We start from the raw sequence: 23,986 nt of genomic DNA on the forward strand, positions 1-23,986 counted from the left end.
CAGGAGTTGGCATTGGTGCCGGTGACGCCCTTGAGACGACGGTGAACACGGTGAGTGCGCGCTCGACCTCCGGGGGCATCTTCCTGCTTGAAACAGACGATCTGATCGTGGGCGACGCTGGGGTAACGGTGCAGCGGGTGGGTGCCAACGCGGGCGTGACGCCGACAACCGACGCCACACAGAGCGATGTACGCACCACGGCGGACAACGGAGCGATAGTACTACGCACAACCGATGGGTCGATCACGCTGAACGAGGGAACAGCGCCAGCAGGCAACACCGCAGTTGTAACCCACGGCAGCGGGAACGTCCTGCTTCAGGCCCAGGGAACGAATCAGGACATCGCCGTGAATGCGGACGTGCTGAGCACCAGCGGGAACATCAGCGTGCTTGCTACGCGCAACATCGACACAGCAGTGACGGTGGACATTGCGACTGGGGACACCGGCACGATAGACGTTGAGGCGACAGCCGGCAGCGTGACAATGGCTGACAACAGCCGGATCACCACAGAGGAAGGTGATATCCGGGTCCTGGCAGGGCAGGACATCGCAGTAGCTGGTATCGCCACCGACGGAGCAGCTGGCTCGGTATCGCTGACGGCAACTGCTGGCTCGATTACTGATGCCGGTGATACGAACGTTGATGTGGTGGCGAACCAGCTGCGGATGGTGGCAGGAGTTGGTATTGGTGCCGGTAACGCCCTTGAGACGACGGTGAACACGGTGAGTGCGCGGGCAGCAGGAGGGGGAATCTTCCTGCTTGAAACCGACGATCTTATTGTGGGCGACACGGCGGTAACGGTGCAGCGGGTGGGTGCCGATGCGACAAGCGGTGATCTGACCGACGCCACACAGAGCGATGTACGCACCACGGGGGATAATGGGTCGATAGTGCTGCAGACAACGAACGGGTCGATCACGCTTGACGATGGATCTGCAGCGGCAATCGGAGGTGACGACGGCAACAGCGTGGTAGCCCACGGCAGTGGAAATGTGCTGATCCAGGCGGTTGCCGGTACGGTGACGGGGAATGCCGATATCCGCTCGGGCACGGGCCACATCACGGTGAAGGCTGATAATGACATAGCGCTGAACGCCGACGTGAATGTCACGACCGGGACGCCGGGAACGGTATCGCTGGACGCGGAAGATGGAGCCTTGACGATGGCCGGGAGCGCTGCGGTGACGGCGACGGGTTCTTCGGCACGGGTTGCAGCGCAGAATGATATTACGCTGGGGAACGTGAGCGCGGCGGATATCTCGATCATCTCGCAGGCGGGCGCGGTGATAAACGCGACTGACAGCACGAAGAACGTGACGGGGACGAACCTGCGCCTCGCGGCAGCTGAATCGATCGGCGCATCCGATCGGCACCTCACCACGGCGACCGACCGGGTGACGGCACGATCGACGAGTGGGGACATCTTTATCACCGAGGACGATGGACTGCGGATCGACGCGGTAACGGTTACGGTGACGGAGGTACAACCGGACGCCGGGACGAGCGACATTGAAGATGTGTCTCAATCCGCCTTGGTGTCGCAGGGTGGTAACGGAGAAGTCAGATTGCAAGTTCTATCCGGCGACCTCGTACAGGACTCCGAGAACGGAAACATCGCGACGACGGGAACCGGTGAGATTCACGTAACGGTAGTTGTCGGCAGTATAGAGATGGAAGACGGCGCCGTTACGGAGACGACAGACGGTACCATTACCTATGAGGCGGAAGTCAATATAACGGTCGGTGAGTTAATTAGCGCTACCGGGGCCGTTGATATAACGGCAACGACCGGGAGCATTCTTGCTCAGCAAACTCTGGATGCGAACCGGGGATTGCGGGAAACTCCCGTATCGGAAATAACGACTACCGGTGTTATCGATCTGCGGGCCGGATCGACGATCGGCCGGGGCGAACCGTCTTCCGACACTGACCCGGACCCCGTAGACGGCCCCTTCCAGATCAAGACCGGCCACACTGCCGTCAACGTGCTGAACGCCCCGGAGGGTGTCTGGCTTGAAGGTGTCGGCGGCGAAATCGTGATCGGAGACATAATCGGCGATGTGGGGCCTGTCACGCTGACGGTGTTCGATAATCTTGCCTTTATTCGCCTGACGAAGACTGTTATAACCGACGGGCAGGATATCGTCTTTGGACGCCCGGTCCGGGTCGATGAATCGGGAATTACCGTATCCACGGGACCCGGCGGTGGTCATATCGATTTCACCGCAACCCTGGACAGCCTTTCCGGCGAGGGCAACGACCTGACCCTCACGGCGGGAACCGGCGACGTGTTTTTCCGCGCGGCGGTGGGGCGCGACGGCTCCGGTTTTACTGGTGATGGGGTAGCCGGCTTTAACGAACCCGCCATGGGTTCGATCACCATCAGCAGTGCCGACAATGTGCTCATTGGTGCAGGCATGACGACCCGGGTAGGCACAGGCAGTAGCACCGCCGATCTTGCTATTACGCTCTCGGGGACACTGACGATTATTGACACCGATGGTGATGAAGACACCGATACCTTTGACGTTGACCTGGGAGGTTCCTTCACACAGACCGATTCTGGCGAAGACGCGACAGTGGAGATTCAGGGAGACATCAGAACTGGTGTAAACGCTGATCCTGATCCTCCGATCGAAGGAACGGTGAGCTTTGATGCGCCGATCACCCTGACCGGACACGTGCGAATCGACACCGATGGAGATAGTAGCGACACCGGCGCAACGGTGACCTTCGCCAACAGTGCAACCATTGCAGGCAACGGCAGTACCGAGGATGGAGAGACTGGCGGTCCCTGGGATCTGCGGATTAACGCGCCCGCGGCTACGGTGAGCTTTGGGCAGAATGCAGGAGCAGAGAACGGTCGTCTTGGGGGTGAGGACGGCGTTTCCCGGCTACGTGATATCCAGATTGATGATGCGCAGGAGATGACCTTCAACGGCGAGGTGTTTGCACGATCGTTCACGCAGCTTGCGGCGACGGAAGACACGGGACAGACCACCTTTGAGCGAGCCCAGGATTATCGCATAGCAAACTCTGGGTTCAGCTTCGCCGGGCATGGTTTGACTATCAATGACGAGTTGTCGTTGATCGGCGGTATGTCGGTGGCAAATGCGGGACCCTTTGAGACGAAAGCGGCAAACGGAGGCGATCCTCGTCGTGGTGAAATCATCGCCGATGGCGGGGTTGCCCAGACCGGAGATGGTGTAAACAGCATCGGGGCCGACATAAAGACTGATGGAACCGACATTGAGGTTACCACTGCAATCACGTTGACCGATGGTATCACGATGACGACGGTAGATGGTGCAGGGGAGGGAAATATTTACCTCACCGGCGCGGTAGATGGCACGAGCGAGGGAGGCCAGCCCCTGACGCTTTTGGCCGGCGCGGGTGAGATTTCCGTTCAAGGAGCGATTGGCGCGGCGACAGAACTTGCCACCCTGATAATCGACGCGATGTCCGTCACGCTGAGCGGGATCGGCGATTCGAGTCAGCCTGGTGTGGCCGGTGATGTCAACGTAGACGCTCGGGAACGCATAACCCTGGCAGGCTCCGATGTTACGTATTGGACCGGTGGAAGGCAGCGCTACGATGTGCCGGATGCCGGCATAGGGACTATCCTTGCTGTAGAGAACACGGGGTCCAATCAAACGCTCATCCGGTCCGGTGCCGGCGAAGACGATGGGACCATCCTGTTCCGGGATCTCTATATCGATTCCCCCGACGCGCAAATCGTCTTTCAACACGAATCAAGCGCGAAAATCTCATTACGAAACCTCTTCTTCTACCGAGGAACGGTTGATCTTGGCACTCATAACGTAACGTTGGCAACCGATCGATTCGGTGGCGGGCCAGGCGCCGGCGACGTCGCGATCTTTGGGGAGTTCTACGACGGTGAAGACCCGGACCGCGCCCCGGACGTGCCGAACAACAATTTCTTTGCCTACCCCGGTTTTGATCTGTTGTACGGAGGTTCAGACCCGGCGTACACACCTGGCAACGCGGGGTACACCGTCGCGACCGGTGTGTTCGGAACAGATCCAGCCGGAAACTGGGCAGCTTTCGCTGACCTCACCGGTTCCACGATCACCGTAACGGGTAACTTTTACGTCAACGGCGCCGGGATGACGGTTTCTGATCCAGCAGGTGAGACCTGGACCCTGACCATCCAGGATAACTCCAGCGCCGACATGATCTCGCCGGCTCCCAATCCACGTTTCGGCTCACCCTATGCGGTGGCGTTCAACATGGAAGTCAGTGGGAGCCAGGCAGCCGGAGGCACGGTTTCGGCCGCGGCGGGACTGCCGGCCGGTCCTCCCGGTTTGCCTTCACCTTACGCGGACGAGCACAATAACGGCGTCCAGGACAGCGGCGGCACGGCAAACTGGGTTTTCTCGCGCCCGCAGATCACCGCGGCTTATACGATCAGCGACAGGGTGGTCCGGATCGAGTTCAGCGAGCCCCTTGCCAATCAGAACGACGAAATACGCATCGCGATTGAAGGTAACGACGCGCTGACCTACGCGGATGCCGGTACGCCTGCGGACCCCGGTGGTACCGGTGGCACGCGCATATTTGCCGAAGCCTACCGTGCGCCGGCAGGACACGTGGTGGGCGATCCCCTGGACGAGAGTCTGCTGAATGCGAGTAACACCACCACCGGTGCAGGCAACCTGGACGTGATCTACGTGCGCCTCGACGCATCGAGCGAAGCCGTGCACGAGGCCCTCCGCTGGAAGACCGACGCCTCCGGTTCCGCTTCCCCGGATGATCCGGTCAACGCGGGTGCGGGCGGCGCAGATAGCACCGACCGGGTCGGCAACGACGCGCTCGACAACATCCCCGATCTCTTTTTCCTGAAAGGGGCCTTTCACGGTGCCGAGGGCCGCACGCCCGCGCGCAACTACGGTCACAACGCCTTCGATCGTTACGACCAGACCCGGGACCGGGCCGGTCCAGTCCTCTACCGCGTGGAATACGGTCGGGCTGTGCATAACAATCCGGCCATCCATCCCTACGACGCCCACAACTACTTTCAGCTGTCCTATTCGGAGCCGGTCAATTTCGGTGACTCTGCGGGACTCACCATCGATGACCGCACCGCGAACAATCTGCAGAGCAATACCACCTTTGAAGAGAGCGGGCAGAGGGGCGGCGACATCGTGACTGCCGGTGAGGGCCGGGCGAGCGTTGTGGGTTACTTCGATTATGATGCGGGGGGCTCCAGGGAGATGGAACGGGGCAGCCGGCCAGGTACTGTATCGGACGGGGAGGCCAACGCATTGTATCGACATGACGAGGATAATCCGCTGCCTCGGCCCGAGCACCAGCTGCGTATCTTCCTTTCGGGCTACCTGAATGGAGCAATAGGCAGCGGGCTTTTTCCCGGCTGGCACGCGGACGTACCCGATCCGGGCGCCGACGGAGCAACGATTGAGGTTCAGGAAAATGCTTTTATCGAGGACGCGCTCGGAAACCAGGTAAATCACCTCATTCATCCGCCGGGTTTCACCGCCGGTCCCGACAACGACGAGTTCCTCCCGGAGTGGGACGTAGACCCGCCCCGGTTCAGCACCTTCAACGTCAGTGGCGACGATCTGGTCTTCGAGATCGTGGCGATCACGGACCCCGTGACAAACCTCATCAACCGTCTGGAGTTCCACGTCCTGGACAACAGCCGCATCGACTTTGCAGGAACCCACCCCGAGGCGGTTCCCGAAGCAGAGCGCTGGGACCCTCGCGACGAGGGCAAGACCGACAGTCAGGGCTTCCCCCTGACCCACACCAATACCCGTCCCCACGAGGGAATCCGGGAGAGCACCTGGAACCGCGAGGCCTTCACCATCGGCGAGGCCGGGTCCGAAACCTTTCCCGTGGTGCCTCTGGAGATGGTGAGGGACGTGAACAACTCCCTCTTCGGCGAGGGAATCAACATCCGGGACGACTCCTACTTTGCCCTGCGCATCCCCGAGGGGGGCGGAGATAACAGAAACTGGGGTCTCCTGACCGACCTGGAGGTTCGCTACAACCACACCGAGGCCTTCACCACCGATCTCGCCGGGAACCTCCTGCCGAGCTTCGGCTTTGATGGAGTGCCCCCCATGCGCGTGATCCAGCGTGTCCCCCCCCGGATGCAGCTTGTTTTGGGCCGCGCGGGCGGGCGGGACCTCTACGTCAAGTTCAACGAGCCCGTCATCGGCCCGGACAATGACCAGATAACCCGCCAGGCCTTCCGGGTTCGCCGCGAAGGAGGGGACTGGGAAACACCTGCAGGGCTCGAGGTGGTCAGGTCCGGTGATGGCAATTCGGTCTGGGAGGTGCTCCTCCGTCTGGCAGAGCCCGCCCTTGGAGCAAATGACTTTTTTGCCGGCAGGATCGCCCCCAGTGGGACTCCAGAGCACCCGATCCGGGACCGCTCGGGGAACGCCATGCCCCAGGAGGATACGAGGCGCCTGAGTGATCTGCTCCTGGGCGTGGTGGAGCCCCTGTGGGCAACCGATTCTCTGGGGATAAACGACGCGGGCCAGGGAGGCTTTCGCACCCTTCGGGAGTTCGATGGCCACCAGGAACTCTCCCGCACGGATATCACCCTCCAGGCCAGGCTCCATACCGAGCCCCCCTACGAGGGAATCCCCCTGCGGCTGATTGTCGACGCCGATGTTCCCTCGTCCCGCAAGTGGGGCCCTGAAGGGGCGACGGGCCGGTTCTGGATGCCCGAGCTCCTGCCCGGCCTGATCGATCCCGGTGTTGAGGGGGGTGTCCCGCCCCACTCGGGAGCGATGGAGATCGTCCCCTACGACGTGGACGGTGGCTTGCGGACCTTCCGCATTCCCGGTTCATCGGGACCGGTCTCGTCGGGCCAGGAGCTGGAGTTTCTCTTCCGGGCAGGGGGAGTCGGTGCGGCGCGCCTTCTGAACCCCGAGGATCTGCTCTCGCTTGCGCCCTGGCGGATCGCCCTGGGCACGGGTTTTATCGCCCAGCGCGCCAACGTGACAATTCTGAATAACGTGATCTATCCCGAAGCGGGGGAAAGCACCGTCCTGGTCTACGAGCTCTCACGACCGGGGATGGTAACGGTCCAGGTCTTCTCCCTGGACGGAAGCCTCATCCGGACGCTCCAGCGCGGCCGTCAGGGCCGGGGAACCTTCCGTCTTGCCTGGGACGGACGAAACAACAGCAACCAGATCGTGGCCCGGGGAATATACTTTATCCGTGTGGTTGCTCCCGGGGTCGACGAGTACCGGAAGGTCCTGATCGCGAAGTGATGGCGCGGCGCGTGCACGTCGCCCGCCGTCGGTGCCGAAGTTGGGCGTCCGGTTATTTGGGCGACCAGAAAAGTTCAGGAGCCGCCACCAGCACCGATCCCGCGTCCAGGTAGCGTGGATCGCCGGAGTCACCGGGCTCCACCACCAGAAAAAAGGCAGTCTCCCCGGGCGGTGCCGGGAAGGGCACCTTCACTCCCGAAAAGGTCCATTCGAGCCGTTGCCACCCGGCGGCATCGTTCACGGGCAGAACCTTCCTCGTGGCCGTTCCTGCAGGGAGAATCTCGGCCGATCCGGCCTGGACGATTCCCGCCGAGATGAATCGGGCGGGGAACCGGTTTCTTCCCTCCTCGGGATCGTTCACGGTGGGGTCATTTCTCACGTGCAGACGAAACCGGTAGGTCCCCCCTCCCGTGAGATCGGGGCGCCCCTCCTGGACGTAGGGCACGGCCAGGACCAGATAGTGGGGCTGCTCCCGGACAAAGCGGATGTTGTCAAAGACTCCCTGGATCTGGTCCTGATCCAGCGAGGTTGTCACCGAGTTGAAGGAGAAGAACAAGGGAGTCCCCTCGATGCGGTTCAGGGTATTGGGGTTCTCCGGTCGGGCCGGGAGCTTTCCGTCGTCCTCGGTGAGGGAGGTTCCCGGAAAGGAGTAGATCAGATTATCGCCGGGGGTTTGGGGCTGGAGAAGCCACTTTTGAAGGTGATCATCGGTGTCAACGTTGTTATTCAGCTCCAGCCGGAACTGATCGTTCTTCAGGCGGTAATCCAGGTGAAAGGCGTAGGATACAGCCTCCCCTTGGGGAACGTCTTGAGGAAATCCGTCTGTCAGGGCTTCTTCCAGATTTGCGGCGTAGCGGGCGGCGGCTCCGGCGAAGTCCAGCCCCAGCGACCGCTCGCCCCCGATGGGGTCCAGATCAATCCGGTTCGGCCCCTCCTCCAGGGAGGGGTTCGCTTCCGGAGCAGTCGTCGCGCTCCACCAGTTGCCGCCGGGCAAGCCGGGCAAACTGTCGTCTTCAAAATCACCGTTCCGAAAAAGGTTGGGAATCTCCAGGCGGTACACCGCCTCGCCGGGGAAGTCCGGTGGCGGATCGACCCCACCCGGATCACCCGGATCGGGGAGCCTCTCCCAGCGGAGGAAATCCACCGTGCCCCCTGTAGCCTCGGTGAGGCCGGGCATGGGAAACCAGGGCTGGCCTGTGACGAGGTTCTCACCGCCAAAGGTCTGACCTCCCAGCAGATTAACGCCGGTGTAGTCGCTCCAGTCCGTACCCGTGGTGTCCCAGGGGCACGAAGAGAGCAGGAACAACAGCGCCCCCGCCGCACCGAGCGCGGCCAGGGAGGCACAGGAACATCGCCGATACATCACACTAGATAATATATCGGCAAAGAAAGAAAAAATCTAACGGTCTTAACTAGACTGTCTTAACTGGCCTGTCGCAGCGGCCGGGCAGCCTGGGGACGTCCCGGGCGGGACCGGGAACCCTGGGGCTTGCGGAAGTTTCTGCCGCCCCTGTTTCCGCCGCCTTGTCCGGGCCCGCGAGACGGGCGATCCCGGCGGGTCGCTGCCGTGGCAATGGAGGTGGAGTGAAAGGGATGATCGGCAAAAACGGGAATCGCCTTTTTCAGCGCCCGTTGAATCAGGGAAAGACAGTTCAGCTCCGTCTCGTCGCAGAGCGAGAGAGCGATCCCCGATTTTCCCGCCCGGGCGGTGCGGCCGATACGGTGAACGTAGCTCTCGGACTCGTTGGGCAGCTCGTAGTTGATCACGTGGTCGATATCCTTCACGTCGATACCCCGGGATGCCACGTCGGTGGCTACCAGCACCTGGACCCGCCCCCGATCAAAGTTTGCCAGTGCCCTGGACCGGGCGTTCTGGCTCTTGTCGCCGTGGATATCATCCGAGGGGATCCCGCTCTTGGAGAGGTGCTTCGCCAGGTCCCGGGCCCGGTGCTTTGTCCGGGTAAAGACCAGGGCGCGGAAGCAGCCCCCCTCGGTGAGGATCATCTTCAGGGCGTCCTTTTTCTCCTCGCGGGAGACAAAGAGCACCTTCTGGTCGATGTCGGGATCGCTGGAGCGGTCCGATTCAACGCTGATCCGTATCGGATCGTGCAGAAGCTGGTCTGCCAGCTGGGCAACCGGGCCGGGAACGGTGGCAGAGAAAAAGAGGGCCTGCCGCTTTTCGGGAAGCTCCTGGATAATCCGTTTCACATCGGGGATAAATCCCATATCGAGCATGCGGTCTGCTTCGTCCAGGACGATCATCTGAATGTCTTTCAGGGTGATGAATCCGCCACCCATAAGATCCAGAAGGCGTCCCGGGGTTGCCACCGCGATATCCACACCCCGCCGGAGGGCGCTGATTTGAGCAGATTTGCTTACGCCTCCGTAGATCACGGCTGTGCTCATGCGCAGGGGGCGGCCAAAGGTGGTAAGCACCGTGGCAATTTGTCCCGCCAGTTCCCGGGTGGGCACCAGGATGAGAGCCCGGGGAGCTCCCCGGCGGGGTCTGGTCTGTTCTTCAGCAAGCTGACTCAGCAGGGGCAACGCGAAGGCTGCTGTCTTTCCGCTACCGGTCTGGGCCGAGGCAAGAATGTCGCGTCCCTCAAGTACGGGAGGAATGGCCTGGGCCTGGATGGGGGTAGGGGTGAGAAATTGGTTCGCCTGGAGTGTTTTCTCCAGTCCGCTCTGCAGACCGAGTTCGAGAAATGATTTCTGGTTCAAAAGTGTGTCCTTTCGCTCACGGTCTCCTTGCGCTGAGGCCCTCGGTATTGCATGTACCGGGGCGCAACGATGGAGCCGGGCCGAGTAATAATGTGAGAAGATGTGGACTGCGCTACGCTTCGCCTGTGATGTGACGGGAAGCCGGTAAACAGGACAACTGATCGCGCCGCTTCAAAGCGACGGGGTTGTATCGTACAGGGAGTCGACACAATCTCACCATCGGGCGCGGAGGGATCTCTTCGTTAAACTGGAACCAACAATACCGGAATCGATTCTTCTCGTCAAGACCCCGGCATCGGACCCGCCAGTGGTCCCGGCATCAGAGCACATCAGAGCAACCGTGACCCCGGCATCAGAGCAACCGTGGCCCCGGCGTCAGACCCACCAGTGGCTCTGGCATCAGACCCACCAGTGGCCCTTCGGGGAGTCCTGGTGTCGGCTGTACCCGTGGAGTATCTCCGGGTTATACTCCGGGTATAGTAATGGAGACCATCCGGGAGGTATCTGATTATCATGAAAATGAACGTCTTTAAGGGAAAAGAGACCCAAAGCAGAAAAGAGGCGGCCGATTTTCTGAGACAAATCGCCGAGCGGATCGAGGCCGGACGGATTGTTCTCGGCAGCGGCACTCAGGAAGCGTCCCTGGACATTCCCGAGACGGTGAAACTCGAGGTGGAGATCGATCAAAAGCGGAAAGACTCCCGGGGCCTCAGGCACAAACTGGAGCTTGAACTCACCTGGTACGAGGGAGATACTTCACATCAAGGGGTAGAAATCCGCTAGCCCCTTGATTGTGCCGAGGCGGTGAATAATACTCGAGGGGAGCGCTTTCGGGAGAGCCTTTTCGCGAGTGTCTGTACGCAAAGACCTGCTCTGTGGTACCTTGCGTATATTTTTATTCTCAGGAAGTAACGGACGTTATGGACCATCCCCTACGAAGTTATGATATCAGGCAGAGTAACGAGAAGCTTGTTCTGAAGATGCTCTTTGACCACGCCTCGATCTCCCAGTCCCACATTGTGCACCAGACGGGGCTCAAGGCCCCCACGGTGTACCGCATCTTCTCAAAACTGGAGAAAGCCGGCTTTATTGAACCCTGCCGAAACGAAGATGTCCCCGAGGACATGATCCCCCCCGAACGCAAAGGGCGGCGCCCCAGTTTCTACCGCGTTGTCTCCAGCAGCGCCTATGCCCTGGGGGTCGATTTCTCCAGCCTCGGCGTGGCGGTGATCCTCGTGGATTTTCGCAACAACGTGATCTTCCGGGAAAACCAGGAGTTCGCGGCAGGGCCGGATCGGGGGCAGATTCTCACGGTGATCGAAAAGATGATTCGCCGGGCTCTGGATAAAACCGGAATCGCCACGGAAGCCATCCTCGGGATCGCTCTGGCTGCCCCGGGAGTGGTCAACACCGAGGAGGGCTTTGTCCAGGAGTACCCCAGGATAACCGATCTGGAAAGATTCCCTCTACGGGAGCACTTCGGCGCAATTTTCGGTGTGCCCGTCTTTGTTCACAACAACGCCGCCGTTATAGCCTCAAGCGCCTTCCGTTACGGTGCTGCCCGCAATTCCGGCAGTCTGCTGGCCCTGCTGGTTCGTTCCGGCATCGGTGGAGCCTTGATCAATCAGGGGCAGATTTTTCTCAGCGGGGCTTCCACGGCTCTGGAGGTGGGGCGCACCACCCTGGAGGTGGGCTCCTGGGATGATCTGGCCAAAGACAGGCGTCCTCTGGAAGCCCGGGTTGCCGAGATCCCCCTTTTGCAGCGTCTGCAGGAGCGCTTCCCGCTCTCCAGCTGGACCGAGGCGGGGCAAGGACTCTCTCTGGAAGAGGTAGAGGATGTCTTGCAGGAGGAACAGCTCCTGTTTGGGGCTGCCCTGCGGAATATGGTGCACCTGCTGAATCCCGAGGCGTTGCTGGTCATGTCCCGGTTTCGCCTTCTCTCGGATTTCCTCGCCCGGGCCGCCGAGCGTGCCGTGCCGCACAAGAAGGTGATCTCCCTGGTCTACGATCCGGTGCAGGCCTGCTACGGTGCAACGGACATCGTCTTTCAGCAGTTTTTTCGGGTGATCCCCGGAGAATAGCGCCTCCCGAGACTCCGGGCAGCCCCGTCAGGGGCCGCCCGGAACAGCAAAGAGATCAGGCCTTTTGCTTCTTGCCCGGCAAAGGCGGAACGTCCACCTTAAAGAGCAGCGAATACATGGCCGGCACGAATCCCAGGGTGAGAATCGTCGAGAAAATCAATCCGAAGATGATAGCGATGGTCATACTCTCCCAGAGCGGACTGCCCCCGAACCACAGCGGCAGAAGCCCGAAAATCGTGGTCAGCGTGGTGAGCAGGATCGGCCGGATTCGCCGTTGCGAGGCCGTGACAATCGCCTGGTAAGGCTCCAGCCCGTTCTCGTCGATCTCGATCTTGATCCTGTCCAGCAGAACCACGGCGTTCTTGATCACGATTCCCGCCAGAGAGATAACCCCCAGGAGCGTCATGACCCCGAAGATCGACCTGGTCACGATCAACCCGAAGACAACCCCGATCAGACCGAAGGGAATCGTCAGAAGGATGATGAAGGTCTTCCGCAAGGAGTTGAACTGGAGAATCAGCAGCAACAGCATGATCAGCGCCGATATGGTGAGCTTGTCGAAGATAGCCTTGTTCGCCTCGGTGGTGGCGTCGGCCTCACCGGCGATCTCGTAGTGGTATCCCCCTGCCCAGCGTGTGCTCTCCTGGGCCAGCCACTCATCCAGATCGTTCGCAATGGCAATCGCGTTAAACCCTTCGTAGGCATCGGCTTGGATCGTCACCGTTCTGGCCAGATCCCGGCGCATGATTCGCGAGGGAGTCCACTCCAGGTTGAGGTTGGCGATCTGCTGAAGCGGCACGGACCGTCCCGTGGTGCTTGAATAGACCGAGACAGTCTCCAGCTTTGACACGTGTCCTTCGGGTGCCAGATCTGACCGCAGCGTGATGGGTATTACCTCGTCGGCACCGCGATACTCCGAGACCTGCAGACCCGTGAGCGCTGTCTGGAGCGAGATCGCCACTTCCTGACTTGTTATCCCCGCCGCCTTGGCCCGGGCCTCGTCGATATCCACAGCGAGTTGTTTTGTCCAGGGGCCCCAATCGTCGCGTACCCCGTAGATTCCCTCGATAGAGCGCATGCGATCGCGCACCAGATCGGCGTATTCGAAGATACGGTCCTGATCAGATCCGGAGATACGAACCTCCACGGCCGCATCCACGGGAGGTCCCTGCACCAGGGGTCGGGCCCGCACCCGCACCTCGGGATGATGTTTCTCGAGATAGGCGTTGGTCTGGTTTATCACCTCGGGGATATGCCGCTGGTGAGTCAGGTTCACCACCATTACAGCGTATTCCGATCGGGGTGGTTCCGGGGTAAAGGGCAGATAAAAGCGCGGCGCATCGCCTCCGATGTAGCTGTGCCAGGTTTTAACCGAATCCTCCAGGGGCCCGCCGTAGAAGGCTTCTATCTCTTCCACCAGATCGCGGGTTCGTTCAAGCCGCGTTCCTGCGGCGTATTCCATCTCCACGGTGATCACCGCCCGGTCGTTGTTGGGAAAGAACTGACGCTCCACCAGCTGGAACGCATAGAAAGCCCCCACAAGGCTCACCGTGAGAATCACGATGATCATCACCCGGTGGTGCAGGAAGAAGTGGAGAACCCCCGCGTACCACCGCTGGAAGGGGGTGTCGAACTCGTCGGCGCCCCCCTCGGGCTGGGCCTTCAGGTATCGCGCCGCCATCATGGGGGTCATGGTGAGCGCAAAAACCCAGGAGAGAAGAAGCGTAATCGTGACTCCCCAGAAGACGGGGCTTGCGTACTCACTCAGGGAGTGTTCTGCCAGAAGGGCCGGCAGAAAAGCCGCACAGACGATGAGGGAGCTGATCAGAAGGGGCGAGCCCAGCTCCTTGGCCGAGCGGATCGCTGCCTCCCGGGGCGAGAGCCCTCCCGCAGAGAGGACCATGGTGGATTCAGCGATAACGATGGAGTTGTCCACCAGCATCCCCAGGGCGATGATCAGCGAGGCCAGCGAGACCTGGTCGATCCCGATCCCGAAGAGGAGAAAGACAAAGAACGTGGTGAGCATGGTCACCGGTACCAGGGAGGTCACCACCATGCCCATGCGGAAGCCGATGCTGATCAGCATGACCGCCATGATCGTCACCATGGCCTGAATGAGGTTGATTCCGAAGTTGTTCACCCGGTCCCGGACGTGATCGGCCTGGATCGCCACAAAATCGAGGTTAATCCCGATGGGCAATTCCTGCTGGTACCGGGCCACCACCTCTTTTACGTCATCGCCCAGAATATTGATGTTCCCCCCGTCGCGGAGGCTGACGCCCACGGCAACGGCCGGTTTTCCCGTGGTGTGCACGTGGGTCTGGGCCGGTTCCTGGTATCCCATATGGACGCGGGCAATATCCTGAAGAAAGAGCACCTCTCCCCGGGCAGGCAGGGGAATAAGAAGATTTTGCAACTCTTCCAGGGACTCGAAGTTACCCGTGGGGCCCAGGATGATCCGCTCCCATTCCGTGAAGACCTCTCCACCGGGAAGGACGATGTTCTGGGCGCGAATCAGTTCTCTCAATTGATAGGGAGTGATGCCGAGCTCTGCCAGGCGCTCGTCGGAGTAATCCACGTAGACACGGCGGTCCTGAACGCCGTGGAGGCTCACCGAGGCCACCTCGTCGGTGGCGATCACCCGCTCCCGAAGCTCCTTGGCGATCTCCTCCAGTTCCTCGTAGCTCACGCCCTCGCCGCTGACGGTGACGATCGTTCCGAAGACATCGCCGAAGCGGTCGTTCACAATGGGGCCGATGATCTGCTCAGGCAGGGATCGCCGGGTGTTGTCCACGGAGATCCGAACCTCATCCCAGATCGGAGGCATATCGGTATACCGTTCCGAGACGTCCACGTAGATGATAGAGACGCCTGTCCGTGATTGCGACCGGACCCGTTCCACCTCGGGGATTTCCTGAATCGATTCTTCCAGAGGCTTTGATATGAGTTGTTCGATCCGCTGGGGGCTTGCCCCGGGATAATAGGTGACCACCACGGCGGTTCGCACGGTAAACCCGGGGTCCTCCGCCTTGGGTGCCTGAATATAGGAGATTACTCCCGCTACGGAAAGGCACAGGAGAATCGCCACGGTAAAGCGGTTTTTCTCAAAGGAGATTTTGGTAATATTCACCGGGTTCCTCCCTCCATCTCGGGCAGGATGCGCACCAGCATATCCTCCGAGAGATGATTCAGCCCCAGAGTTACCACGCGCTGACCCGATTCGACTCCCTCCAGTATTTCAACCTGGTCCTGGAGCAGTCGGCCGATAGCGATGGGGCTGCGTTTCAGGCGGGCCAGGTCCACTCCGTTTTCGTCCTGCTCGTCGGTGGGCTCGATCACGTAGAGAAAGTGTCCGTCCCGGTCCTGGGCAACGGCAGAGCTGGGTACGCGCACGGCAGCGCCCTCCCACTGGATGGCCTGGGGAAACTGAACCCGCGAGACCATGCCTGCCCGCATCCATTCCGGGGCCTGGTGAAGCCGAACCGTCACGGGGAAGGTTCCCGCTCCGGCAGCAGCACCCCCGCCCACGCCTGAAACCGCTCCGGTGAGGACCTCTCCGGGGTAGGCCGAGACGATCACTTCGGCGGGATTGCCCGTGGAAAGGGAGGCCACCACCGAGTCGGGAACGGAAAGGGTCACCTCCCAGCGGTCCTGGGAGACGATCATCACAATGGGGTGTCCCACGGCGATGTTCTCGCCGGCGTTTGCCACCCGGGCCGAAACACGGCCGCTGAAGGGTGAGGTTACCCGGGCGTAGCTCAGCTGGAGATCAGCCAGTTCAAGCTGCCTCTGGGCGCCGTTCACCGCTGCTTCGGCCGATTCTGCCGTGGCCCGGGCCGAGTCGTAGTCCTGGCGGCTGGCCAGTTCCTGCTGGTAGAGGTTGCGTACCCGGTTGTAGGTGGCTCGGGCTGCCGAGGCCTGGGCCTGGGCACCTGTGAGTTGCGTTGCCGCGGCATCGCGCTGGAGCTGGAGCGGTTCAGGATCGATCCGGGCAATCAGATCACCCACCTGGACATCGTCTCCCACGTCTACCAGGATTTCCTGGATCATTCCGGCCACCTTGGGACTCACCCGGGCCTCGCTGCCCGAGCGGGTGCGCCCGACAAAACTGCGGGCCTGGGTCTCATGGGCATCCACTACATACTGCCACCGCACGGGTCGGGGAGTTTCGGTAATATCGTTGCCGTTTCCGCTGCACCCGGCCAGTGTGAGCGCCAGGGCCAGGGGAACAGCGAATACAGTGAGGAGGGAAAACTTCTTCATCGGGATTCTCCTTGTGAAATGGTTTCAAGCAGGGATCTGATCTCGGCTTCTCGTGCCGGAAGGTGTATCGCGTCGGTTGCACCCAACGCCCTGAGCAGGCGGGTGAACTCCCGCAGATATTCGTAGGTTGCGTCCTGCACCAGCTGTCCTGCTGCGCTGGCCCGGTTCTGGGTGTCCACCAGCTCGGCCGCCGAGGCAACGCCGGCGTCGTAGGCGCGGGTTGCCAGGGTGAGGGCCTCGGAGGCAGCCTCGTTGGCCTCCCGGGCGTGGAGCATCGATTCTGCCACGGCGATGGTCCGTACAAAGGCCGAGCGGAGGCGCTGTTCGATCTGGCGGCTCACCGATTCGGTCTCCTTCACCAGTTCCTCCAGCTCGGCGTCTGTTCTGGCCAGGCTGGCCCGCCTCTGGCCTCCCGAGTAGAGGGGCAGCGAGGCCTGGATTCCTATGGACCAGGAGGTGTCGCCGGGCATATCAAGGTTGTTTAGCAATCCGGCTGCCAAGGGGTCTGATGGCGTGCCGGGATCCTTCCCGCCCGACCAGTACTCGTGCTCCACCTGGCCCACCATGGCCACCGTGGGGGACCAGAAAGAACGGCTTCGCATCTGTCGCTCCCGTGTCCTGGCCGCGATAGCCTGGTTCAGAGCCTGAACCTCGCTGGAAGAATCAAAGGAGAAGCGAACGAGATCCTCCTCCAGGCGCTGGAGCGCTCCCAGGTCAGTGACCTCAAAGAAAAGTGCTCCTGCGGGAAGCACCTGGAGAGGATCCTCCAGGCCCCGTTCCCGGGGGTGCAGGTCTGTTCGCTGCGGCCGGTTCAGCAGGCGGTTTACCTGCATCTGGGCCTGTTGCTCCAGAGAGAGGGCGTCGGTAAGCTTGCGCCGGGCCAGAGCCAGCTCACTGCGGAAGCGGTAGACGTCATCGGGACCTGCCGCGCCCACCTGGCGGCGGGTCTGGGCCCGGTCCAGGTGAAACTGGAGCTGATCCACATCGTTCTGGTGAAGCTCCACCAGAGCCTGGGCACGCAGGAGGTCAAAATACGCCAGGGAGACCGCCTCGGCCGTATCCTGACGAAACCGCTCGTACTGAAAATCCTGGCTCGAAGAGATCAGCTCCTGGATCTGCAGGTTTGCCCAGGCAGGCTCGCTCCAGAGAACCTGCTGAAATGAGAGAGCTCCCACAGCAGAGAACTGGTCGGGAAAGAAAAGGCTCTCTGCCCGATCCTCGTCGAGAATGCGAAAGGTAGTAGAGGCGTTCACCTGGGGCAGCAGGTTGGACCGGGCACCAGCGACGTTGGCATCGCCTGTGGCGAGCCCCGCTTTCCGGGCCGCCAGGTCCAGGTTGTGGTCCAGGGCCGTCTCCACCGCCTCCTGGAGATTGATCCCCTCAAAACGATCTTCCCGCTGGACAAAGCGGGCCTGGAGCAGAGCTTCCCGCCGGGGAGAAACCCCGGCCCGGCGCAGGGCGTCCCGATCCAGAAGAAGCATGCCCCGGGCACGCAGGCTCTGGACCCTGCCCAGGCTGGCTCCCCGGTTGATCACCTCCCGGTATTCCGTGGCGGCCCTGGTGGCAGCGATATCCTGGACGTACTCGCGCAGAACTCCCACGGTAGCCACCTCGTGGGGGCTTCTGCCCAGGGCTGCAAAGGTGGGTATTCCCCGGGTGTGGAGGCTTCCCATAAGCGACCGGGCCTGGTCTGCCGGAGCATGGGGAAAGGGCAGCACGTAGGCGGCGCTCCCGGGAGCCAGGAGGACCTGGTCAGGGTCAATGTGTGTCTCGATCGGGACAATCTCTGCCGAGGGATGGTCCAGGCCCTGGAGGGTTTCGGAAAGATTGTCCAGAAGCACCATGTACGGGGCAGGCACCAGAATGGAGACATGGTCCACCGGAAAGAGCCGGGCGATGCGGGCCACATCCTCCTGAACACGCAGGGGAAGTTCCACGGCGATGATTCCCGGCGAGAGAGCTCTGTAGTCGGCCCTGGTGGTGCCACGTACCGCCTGGGGCAATACAAAGGGAGCAACCACCGGCACCTGCCTGGCGGGATTATCCTCTTCCAGATTGATCGCCGCCTCTCCGGCCAGGACCCCCAGAACGAAAATGATGTCCAGATCCTCCGAGGCTCCCCTCAGATCGGAGATCGTCCGGGTTGCTTCCTCAACGGTCCAGTCTCCGGTATGGCGGTGATCGGGAGAAACCTCCACGGGCCGGCGCACCGCCGCAGAGAAGGATTCAATAAATCGTTTTTCCAGATCCGGGTTTTCTTCCCAGGGGCCGTCGAAGACCACGCCGGCCCGGATTGTCTCCGGCATGGCCTCGGCCGCTTGTGCCGAGAGGCTCTCCCCGGCGGCGAACAAGCCCGCGGCCAGGATCAGGGCCACACCCCACAGGCGGGGCGCACGTAATAGGTTCCATTTCATCCTGCTACTCCTTCGTTATGACGCAAACGCGTGAGACCTGAAGATACCCCCCGGGAGGGGAGCGTTTCTATCGGCGGTTTTACGTATTTTCCCCGGAATTCAATATACGTAAAACTACGGATTTCTTCAAAAACCTCCCCAGGGGCGCGACCGCCGGGGAAAAACACCAGGAAAGACCACCAGGAAAGACCACCAGGAAGGACCATCAGGAAGGACGGGAGAGAAGCCGGAAAAGCTCGTAGCGGGAACGGACGCCGCATTTCTTGAAGGTATTCGCCACGTGGGTGTCCACGGTCCGAACGGCGATTCCCAGCTCCTGGGCGATAGCCGCGTTGGTCTTTCCCTCAAAGAGGTGTTCCAGAATCTCCCGCTCCCGTTTTGTCAGGCCGAAGGTCTCCACAAAGGTCCGGGTCGGCTTTATCTGGGAGTGGGCGGCGCTCTCTTCCCGGAGCGTGCGGATCACCGCAGCCAGAAGAAGCACGTTGGCACCGATATAGCCCGCCACAAAGATCAGGTCGGCCCGCAAGACCCGAACCTCGGGAAAGGCCACGCTGGCAATGAGCCAGTTGGGGATATGGGCCATGGCCAAAAAGGCGAAGGCCGCCCCGAATCCCCGGAAGAACTGTTGCCAGGGCGATTCGGGGAGCCTGCTTGCGCAGGAAAAGGATCCCAGGGCCACCAGCACGGCAAAGACCGCCAGAGCCATGTGAAGAAAGAACGAGGCCCAGAGCTGGATCCCCGGCACATTCAGGGCCAGGGGGGACCATTGGAGAAGTGTCACAAAAAACCAGAGCCCCGTCACAACCAGGGCCGTGGCACGCATCACCCGCACCCTGCGGCGCACCCCGGGCCAGCGGAGAAAGCGTGTCACAAAGCGGATCTGGGCAGCCAGGGTGGCTGCTGCGGCAAGACCAAAGAGCAGATCGCTCAGCACCGTGGGTATCCGGTCCACCACCGCCCAGTAGGAGGCCGAAAAGGAAACGGCCGTGATACACAAGTAGCCGGCCAGAATGTTGCGGGTGTATTTCCCCTCGGACTGGGGCGTTACCTGCCCCAGGATAACCACCGTGAGGAGAAGCCCGAAACCGGCAAAGAGCGCTGCCAGATTGAGGAAGAACCAGATCTCGTTAAGCATGGGTGGTGCTCCTGTATCGGTGCTCGTCGGTCATCTCCCAAAGATAGCACATCGGGCAGGACTCTCACAAACGCTCGACGAGGTCCGGCCCCTCCGGTATGATGGATGATGATGATGCACAACAACGCACCGGGAGTGACTGCGAGTCTGCAGCAGGCCCTGGCAGGCCTCAATCCGGGGCAGCGCGAAGCGGTTCTCCACCAATCGTCTCCCCTCCTGATCCTTGCCGGTGCAGGTAGCGGAAAAACCCGGGTAATCACCGTCAAGATCGCCTATCAGATCGAGGCGCTGGGCCACGATCCGCGGTCGATCCTGGCGGTAACCTTCACAAACAAGGCCGCCGGGGAGATGCGGGAGCGTGCTGCGGGGCTGGCGGAACGGGCAGGAGATGTCACGATCCGTACATTCCACAGTTTCGGTGCCTGGATGCTGCGACGAAACGCCGATGTCGCCGGGCTGCCCCGGGGCTTCTCGATCTACGATGATTCCGATGCGGTCTCGCTCCTCCATTCTCTTTTCCCCGAGCGGAAACGCCCCGATCTGGCCCGCTACAGCCAGGCCATCAGCCGGGCCAAGGATTACTGCCTCACCCCCGAGGATGATCTCCTGGAGATAAGCGAAGATCCCGACTTGCCCCGTATCTACGCGGCCTATCAAAAACGTCTGGAAGAAATCGGAAACGTGGATTTCGGTGATCTCATCATGCGCCCCGTGAAGCTTCTGGAATCGGAACCTGCCGTGGCGCAACGCCTCCAGAGCCGCTTTCGTTCCATTCTGGTAGACGAGTATCAGGATTCCAACGTTGCCCAGTATCGGCTTCTGCGAGCGCTCTGCGATCAGACCACCTTTGTATGCGTGGTAGGCGACGACGATCAGTCGATTTACCGCTTTCGTGGAGCTGAAGTGCAGAACATCCTCTCCTTCTCCCGGATCTTTCCCGGGACCAGGGTGGTGAAGCTCGAGCAAAACTATCGTTCCACCGCCCCGATCCTCGATCTGGCCGGTGCCGTGGTGGCTCGCAACGAAGGCCGCCTGGGCAAGCATCTCTACACCGAACGAACCGAAGGTGATGTACCCCGGCTGATCCTCCTGGGAGACCAGGATCAGGAGGTCTCCTGGGTGATCGAGCAGGTCAGGTCCTGTCAGAGGGAAGACCGCCCGGGGGTAACGGCGGTTCTCTACCGCACCAACGCCCAGTCCCGACCTTTCGAAACAGCCTTGCTTCGGGAGGGGATACCCTATCGGATCGTGGGAAGCCTTCGGTTCTACGAGCGGGAAGAGGTAAAAGACGCCGTGGCGTTCCTCCGTTTTCTGGCAAACCCCCGTGACGAGGTGGGGTTCCGCCGGATCGTGAACAAGCCTGCCCGGGGGATCGGCGCCAAAACGCTGGATCGGCTGCTTCAGCACCAGGGAGTAGCCCGGGGTGATCTGCGCCGTGCCTGCGAGTACGGCTTGGGAGAGGTGAGCAAAAAGGCTGCACTGGCCCTGAAGGAATTCCTTCAGGTTTTTGACGAGATGGAGCGCCGTCTGGAGGGGGATCAGGATGCGGAGTTGACCCCGGCAGGGGAGAAAACTCTGGCCTCTGCGGTGGAGCATCTTCTGGAAATCAGCGGCCTGAGCCGGTATCATCAGGAGCAGGATCAGATCGCTGGCACGCAGAAGCTCCAGAACCTGGAGGAGCTGGTCAATGCGGCGTCGCTCTATCCGCTCTCCCGGGAGGGGCTGGTGGAGTTCCTTGAGGCGATCGAGCTGGACAGCTCCCGCGATGTAGCATCCTCCGAGGATGCCCGGGTGGTCCTCATCACCATGCACAACACCAAGGGGCTCGAGTTTGACCGGGTGATCATCACCGGCCTGGAAGAAGGGCTCTTTCCCCGAAACGACGATCCCCGGGAACTGGAAGAAGAACGGCGTCTCTTCTACGTGGCCGTTACCCGCGCTCACCAGGAGGTGACCCTCACAAGTTGTCGCCGCCGCCGCCTTCACGGTCGCTTCATGGATCTTCTGCCCTCCCGGTTTCTGGCTGAGATCCCCCGGGATCTGGTGCAGGTAGAGTCCTTTCAGGGCGGGGACAGGGCCTCCCTGCAGGATGGCTCCCCCTGGCAGAAGGGAACACCGGTCTATCATGACGACTACGGTTCCGGAATCGTGATACGATCCTGGCAGGCCGGGGCAGAGCGTTGTGTAGAGGTCCGGTTTGAAACAGGCATGACAGGACAGTTTTTCCCCGCCTACGACAGCTCGCTGGAACGGGTCGCCGGTGCGGAGAACTCCTGGGGAGATTCCTGGTGAGCGGTGGAGCAGGGCTTTTGCCGGACGGGCGCCGGGTGCGACGGGCCCGGGGATGGCGTCTCTACGATCAGGCAGGAGAAAGGTACGCCGATTTCTGGCAGGCCGGGGGCAGTGCCTTCCTTGGCCACCGTCCGGGTTCTCTTGCCCGAACTGTGGCAGCCGAGATTGATCGGGGCCTCTGGGCGCCCCTGCCCACCCCCTGGCAGGCCCGACTGGAGCGGTCTCTGGCCCGTCTGGCCCAGAGGATCGGGTCCAGACAGCTCTTCCTGCCGGAGGACGGCCTGGCCCGGAGCCTTCCCCGCTGGTACCCGCTCTCGGAGGAACCGGCCCCTGAGGAGGCTCTGGTGATATTGCCCTTTCCTGCAGCCCGGGAGGGGGCATCGTCGTTGCTCCAGGCGGGACTGGCCGTGGCATCGGAATTGCTGCGGCACTATCTCGATTCCCCCGAAGCGCAGGAACGGCTCGATCTGGCGCGGTCCTTGCCGGTTCCCCCGGGATGGAAGCGGGACGGTCTCTACTGGATTCCCTCGCCCCAGGCGGTCCTGCCTCGGCACGAGGCGTTGCGTCGCGGGATCCTTCTGCCGCCGACCCCGGGGGAGCGGCTGATCTGCCCCGGTGAGTTGAGCCGGCGGGAACGAAAGAACTGGGAGGCCCTCTGTGGTTGCTGGACCGGGTGAGCTGAGTGTTCTGGTGACGGACCTGGCCCTGACGGGAGTGGGGGTCTTTCTTGCGATCATGCTCTGGTCCATGACGCGGGAACCGGCCTGGATGCTGGTTATTATCGGAATCATCCTCCGTTGGGGAGATCTGGTCTTCCAAACACTGGATAGATTTGGTATCATAGGTGTTGCCGATTTGCGGGTACTGAACCTACCCCTTTTCTGGGTTGTATTGCGTGCTGTCCCGATTGTGTTCATTATTGCCGGGATCGCTTCAATGATAAAACAGCTGCAGGAATAGGCAGTTCATGTTGTGTGGGAGGTAAGCACGTGGGTGCAATGGTGTTTGGTGTAGCTCTGGTTCTGTTTGCGGTGTATGCGGTGCTTCCGGCATCGGTGCCCTTCGCCGTACTCAACTGGGGAGAACAGGTTCTGGTGGTCCTGGCGGGGGGCGTACCGATCCTGGCGTTGTTTATTGGGCTTATCGCGGTTATGATTGGAATCGCCGATATCAAAGACAAGAAAGAAGCAAAAAAGGAAGAAGCGGAAGAAGCGCGGGCAGCTGCCCGGGAAAAATCCGGGGAAGTATCTCCCGAAACGGATAAATCCTGAGGTATAGATGGTCTCGCCTGTATCCCGGTTGACAAGAATCGCGGTACATGGCAAGGTGAGCGTCCAGTTTTTTCCCCGAGTTGAGAACATGAAAACGATATTTGTCAAACCGAACGATACAGAACGGAAATGGTACGTGATCGACGCCGCAGATCAGCGCTTGGGGCGTGTTGCCGTAGAGGCAGCAAAGTTGCTTCGTGGTAAGCACAAGCCCGAGTTTGCTCCTCACCAGGAAATCGGCGATTACGTGGTTATCATCAATGCGGACAAGGTCACCGTGACAGGCCGGAAAGCAACCCAGAAAATGTATTACCGCCATAGCGGGTACTTGGGGTCTTTGCGTTCCGAGTCCTTCCAGAAAATGCTCAAGCGTCGCCCTGAGTATCCCCTGGAGCACGCTGTGCGGGGCATGTTGCCCAAAAACCGCCTGGGACGCAAACTTTTTACCAACCTTAAGGTGTACGCCGGGGTCGAACACCCCCACACCGCTCAGCAACCGGAGGTCTATACGATCCCCCCGGTAAAGGAGTCGTGATCG

Annotated in this window: 14 protein-coding genes; 8 read left to right on the top strand and 6 right to left on the bottom strand. The window is 61.1% G+C overall.

Features of this window, described 5'->3' with window-relative positions; translation table 11 throughout:
• The first annotated feature begins 41 nt into the window (after positions 1 to 41).
• Positions 42 to 7,271 carry a FlgD immunoglobulin-like domain containing protein gene (locus tag BW950_RS00005; protein ID WP_234968984.1) on the top strand — a complete coding sequence of 2,410 codons (7,230 nt, stop codon included), beginning with the start codon at positions 42 to 44 and terminating at the stop codon, positions 7,269 to 7,271.
• 52 nt (positions 7,272 to 7,323) lie between these two features.
• Here BW950_RS00005 and BW950_RS00010 read toward each other — a convergent pair whose 3' ends face one another.
• Together BW950_RS00010 and BW950_RS00015 are read right to left on the bottom strand one after the other, a co-directional pair.
• Positions 7,324 to 8,637 (bottom strand): hypothetical protein, encoded by a 1,314-nt coding sequence (locus BW950_RS00010; RefSeq protein ID WP_143559073.1) that lies wholly within the window; start codon positions 8,635 to 8,637, stop codon positions 7,324 to 7,326.
• A gap of 56 nt (positions 8,638 to 8,693) precedes the next feature.
• Entirely contained in the window at positions 8,694 to 9,992 is a 1,299-nt protein-coding gene (locus BW950_RS00015) for a DEAD/DEAH box helicase (protein WP_076487251.1), read from the bottom strand.
• Between the two features lie 513 nt (positions 9,993 to 10,505).
• Here BW950_RS00015 and BW950_RS00020 point away from each other — a divergent pair.
• Positions 10,506 to 10,775, top strand: a complete 270-nt coding sequence (locus tag BW950_RS00020) for an amphi-Trp domain-containing protein (protein ID WP_076487252.1) — start codon at positions 10,506 to 10,508, stop codon at positions 10,773 to 10,775.
• Positions 10,776 to 10,912: 137 nt separating this feature from the next.
• Positions 10,913 to 12,073, top strand: a complete 1,161-nt coding sequence (locus BW950_RS00025) for an ROK family transcriptional regulator (RefSeq protein ID WP_076487253.1) — start codon at positions 10,913 to 10,915, stop codon at positions 12,071 to 12,073.
• A 55-nt stretch (positions 12,074 to 12,128) separates the two neighbouring features.
• Here BW950_RS00025 and BW950_RS00030 read toward each other — a convergent pair whose 3' ends face one another.
• From BW950_RS00030 to BW950_RS00045, 4 genes are all read right to left on the bottom strand, one after another.
• Positions 12,129 to 15,203 carry an efflux RND transporter permease subunit gene (locus tag BW950_RS00030; RefSeq protein WP_076487254.1) on the bottom strand — a complete coding sequence of 1,025 codons (3,075 nt, stop codon included), beginning with the start codon at positions 15,201 to 15,203 and terminating at the stop codon, positions 12,129 to 12,131.
• On the bottom strand, positions 15,200 to 16,336 hold the full coding sequence (locus tag BW950_RS00035; RefSeq protein ID WP_076487255.1) for an efflux RND transporter periplasmic adaptor subunit: 1,137 nt from the start codon (positions 16,334 to 16,336) through the stop codon (positions 15,200 to 15,202). Before BW950_RS00035 ends, BW950_RS00030 begins: the two co-directional genes overlap by 4 nt.
• Positions 16,333 to 18,750 (bottom strand): TolC family protein, encoded by a 2,418-nt coding sequence (locus BW950_RS00040; RefSeq protein ID WP_083943592.1) that lies wholly within the window; start codon positions 18,748 to 18,750, stop codon positions 16,333 to 16,335. Before BW950_RS00040 ends, BW950_RS00035 begins: the two co-directional genes overlap by 4 nt.
• Positions 18,751 to 18,955: 205 nt before the next feature.
• Positions 18,956 to 19,885, bottom strand: coding sequence for a helix-turn-helix transcriptional regulator (locus BW950_RS00045; protein WP_076487257.1), 930 nt, complete (start codon positions 19,883 to 19,885; stop codon positions 18,956 to 18,958).
• 105 nt (positions 19,886 to 19,990) lie between these two features.
• On the opposite strand from BW950_RS00045, the gene BW950_RS00050 reads away from it, so the two are divergent.
• The 5 genes from BW950_RS00050 to rplM all read left to right on the top strand — a co-directional run bounded on the left by BW950_RS00050 (position 19,991) and on the right by rplM (position 23,983).
• Positions 19,991 to 22,177, top strand: coding sequence for an ATP-dependent helicase (locus tag BW950_RS00050; protein ID WP_327077614.1), 2,187 nt, complete (start codon positions 19,991 to 19,993; stop codon positions 22,175 to 22,177).
• Positions 22,174 to 22,854, top strand: coding sequence for a hypothetical protein (locus BW950_RS00055; RefSeq protein WP_076487258.1), 681 nt, complete (start codon positions 22,174 to 22,176; stop codon positions 22,852 to 22,854). Before BW950_RS00050 ends, BW950_RS00055 begins: the two co-directional genes overlap by 4 nt.
• Positions 22,835 to 23,137 carry a hypothetical protein gene (locus tag BW950_RS00060; protein WP_076487259.1) on the top strand — a complete coding sequence of 101 codons (303 nt, stop codon included), beginning with the start codon at positions 22,835 to 22,837 and terminating at the stop codon, positions 23,135 to 23,137. The genes BW950_RS00055 and BW950_RS00060 overlap by 20 nt, the downstream gene beginning before the upstream one ends.
• Before the next feature lie 38 nt (positions 23,138 to 23,175).
• Positions 23,176 to 23,448: a hypothetical protein gene (locus BW950_RS00065; RefSeq protein ID WP_438938425.1), complete on the top strand. Its 273-nt coding sequence runs from the start codon at positions 23,176 to 23,178 to the stop codon at positions 23,446 to 23,448.
• 88 nt (positions 23,449 to 23,536) lie between these two features.
• Entirely contained in the window at positions 23,537 to 23,983 is a 447-nt protein-coding gene (gene rplM / locus BW950_RS00070; RefSeq protein ID WP_076487539.1) for a 50S ribosomal protein L13, read from the top strand.
• The last annotated feature ends 3 nt before the right edge of the window (positions 23,984 to 23,986 follow it).

The sequence above is a fragment of the Alkalispirochaeta americana genome (assembly GCF_900156105.1).
Classification (GTDB): Bacteria; Spirochaetota; Spirochaetia; order DSM-27196; family Alkalispirochaetaceae; genus Alkalispirochaeta; species Alkalispirochaeta americana.

Bases quoted from the DNA above. Each gene is read 5' to 3' on its own strand.
- BW950_RS00020 (WP_076487252.1), top strand. From the start codon at position 10,506: ATGAAAATGAACGTCTTTAAGGGAAAAGAGACCCAAAGCAGAAAAGAG.
- BW950_RS00025 (WP_076487253.1), top strand. From the start codon at position 10,913: ATGGACCATCCCCTACGAAGTTATGATATCAGGCAGAGTAACGAGAAG.
- BW950_RS00035 (WP_076487255.1), bottom strand. From the start codon at position 16,336: ATGAAGAAGTTTTCCCTCCTCACTGTATTCGCTGTTCCCCTGGCCCTG.
- BW950_RS00040 (WP_083943592.1), bottom strand. From the start codon at position 18,750: ATGAAATGGAACCTATTACGTGCGCCCCGCCTGTGGGGTGTGGCCCTG.
- BW950_RS00045 (WP_076487257.1), bottom strand. From the start codon at position 19,885: ATGCTTAACGAGATCTGGTTCTTCCTCAATCTGGCAGCGCTCTTTGCC.
- BW950_RS00050 (WP_327077614.1), top strand. From the start codon at position 19,991: ATGATGATGATGCACAACAACGCACCGGGAGTGACTGCGAGTCTGCAG.
- BW950_RS00065 (WP_438938425.1), top strand. From the start codon at position 23,176: ATGGTGTTTGGTGTAGCTCTGGTTCTGTTTGCGGTGTATGCGGTGCTT.
- rplM (WP_076487539.1), top strand. From the start codon at position 23,537: ATGAAAACGATATTTGTCAAACCGAACGATACAGAACGGAAATGGTAC.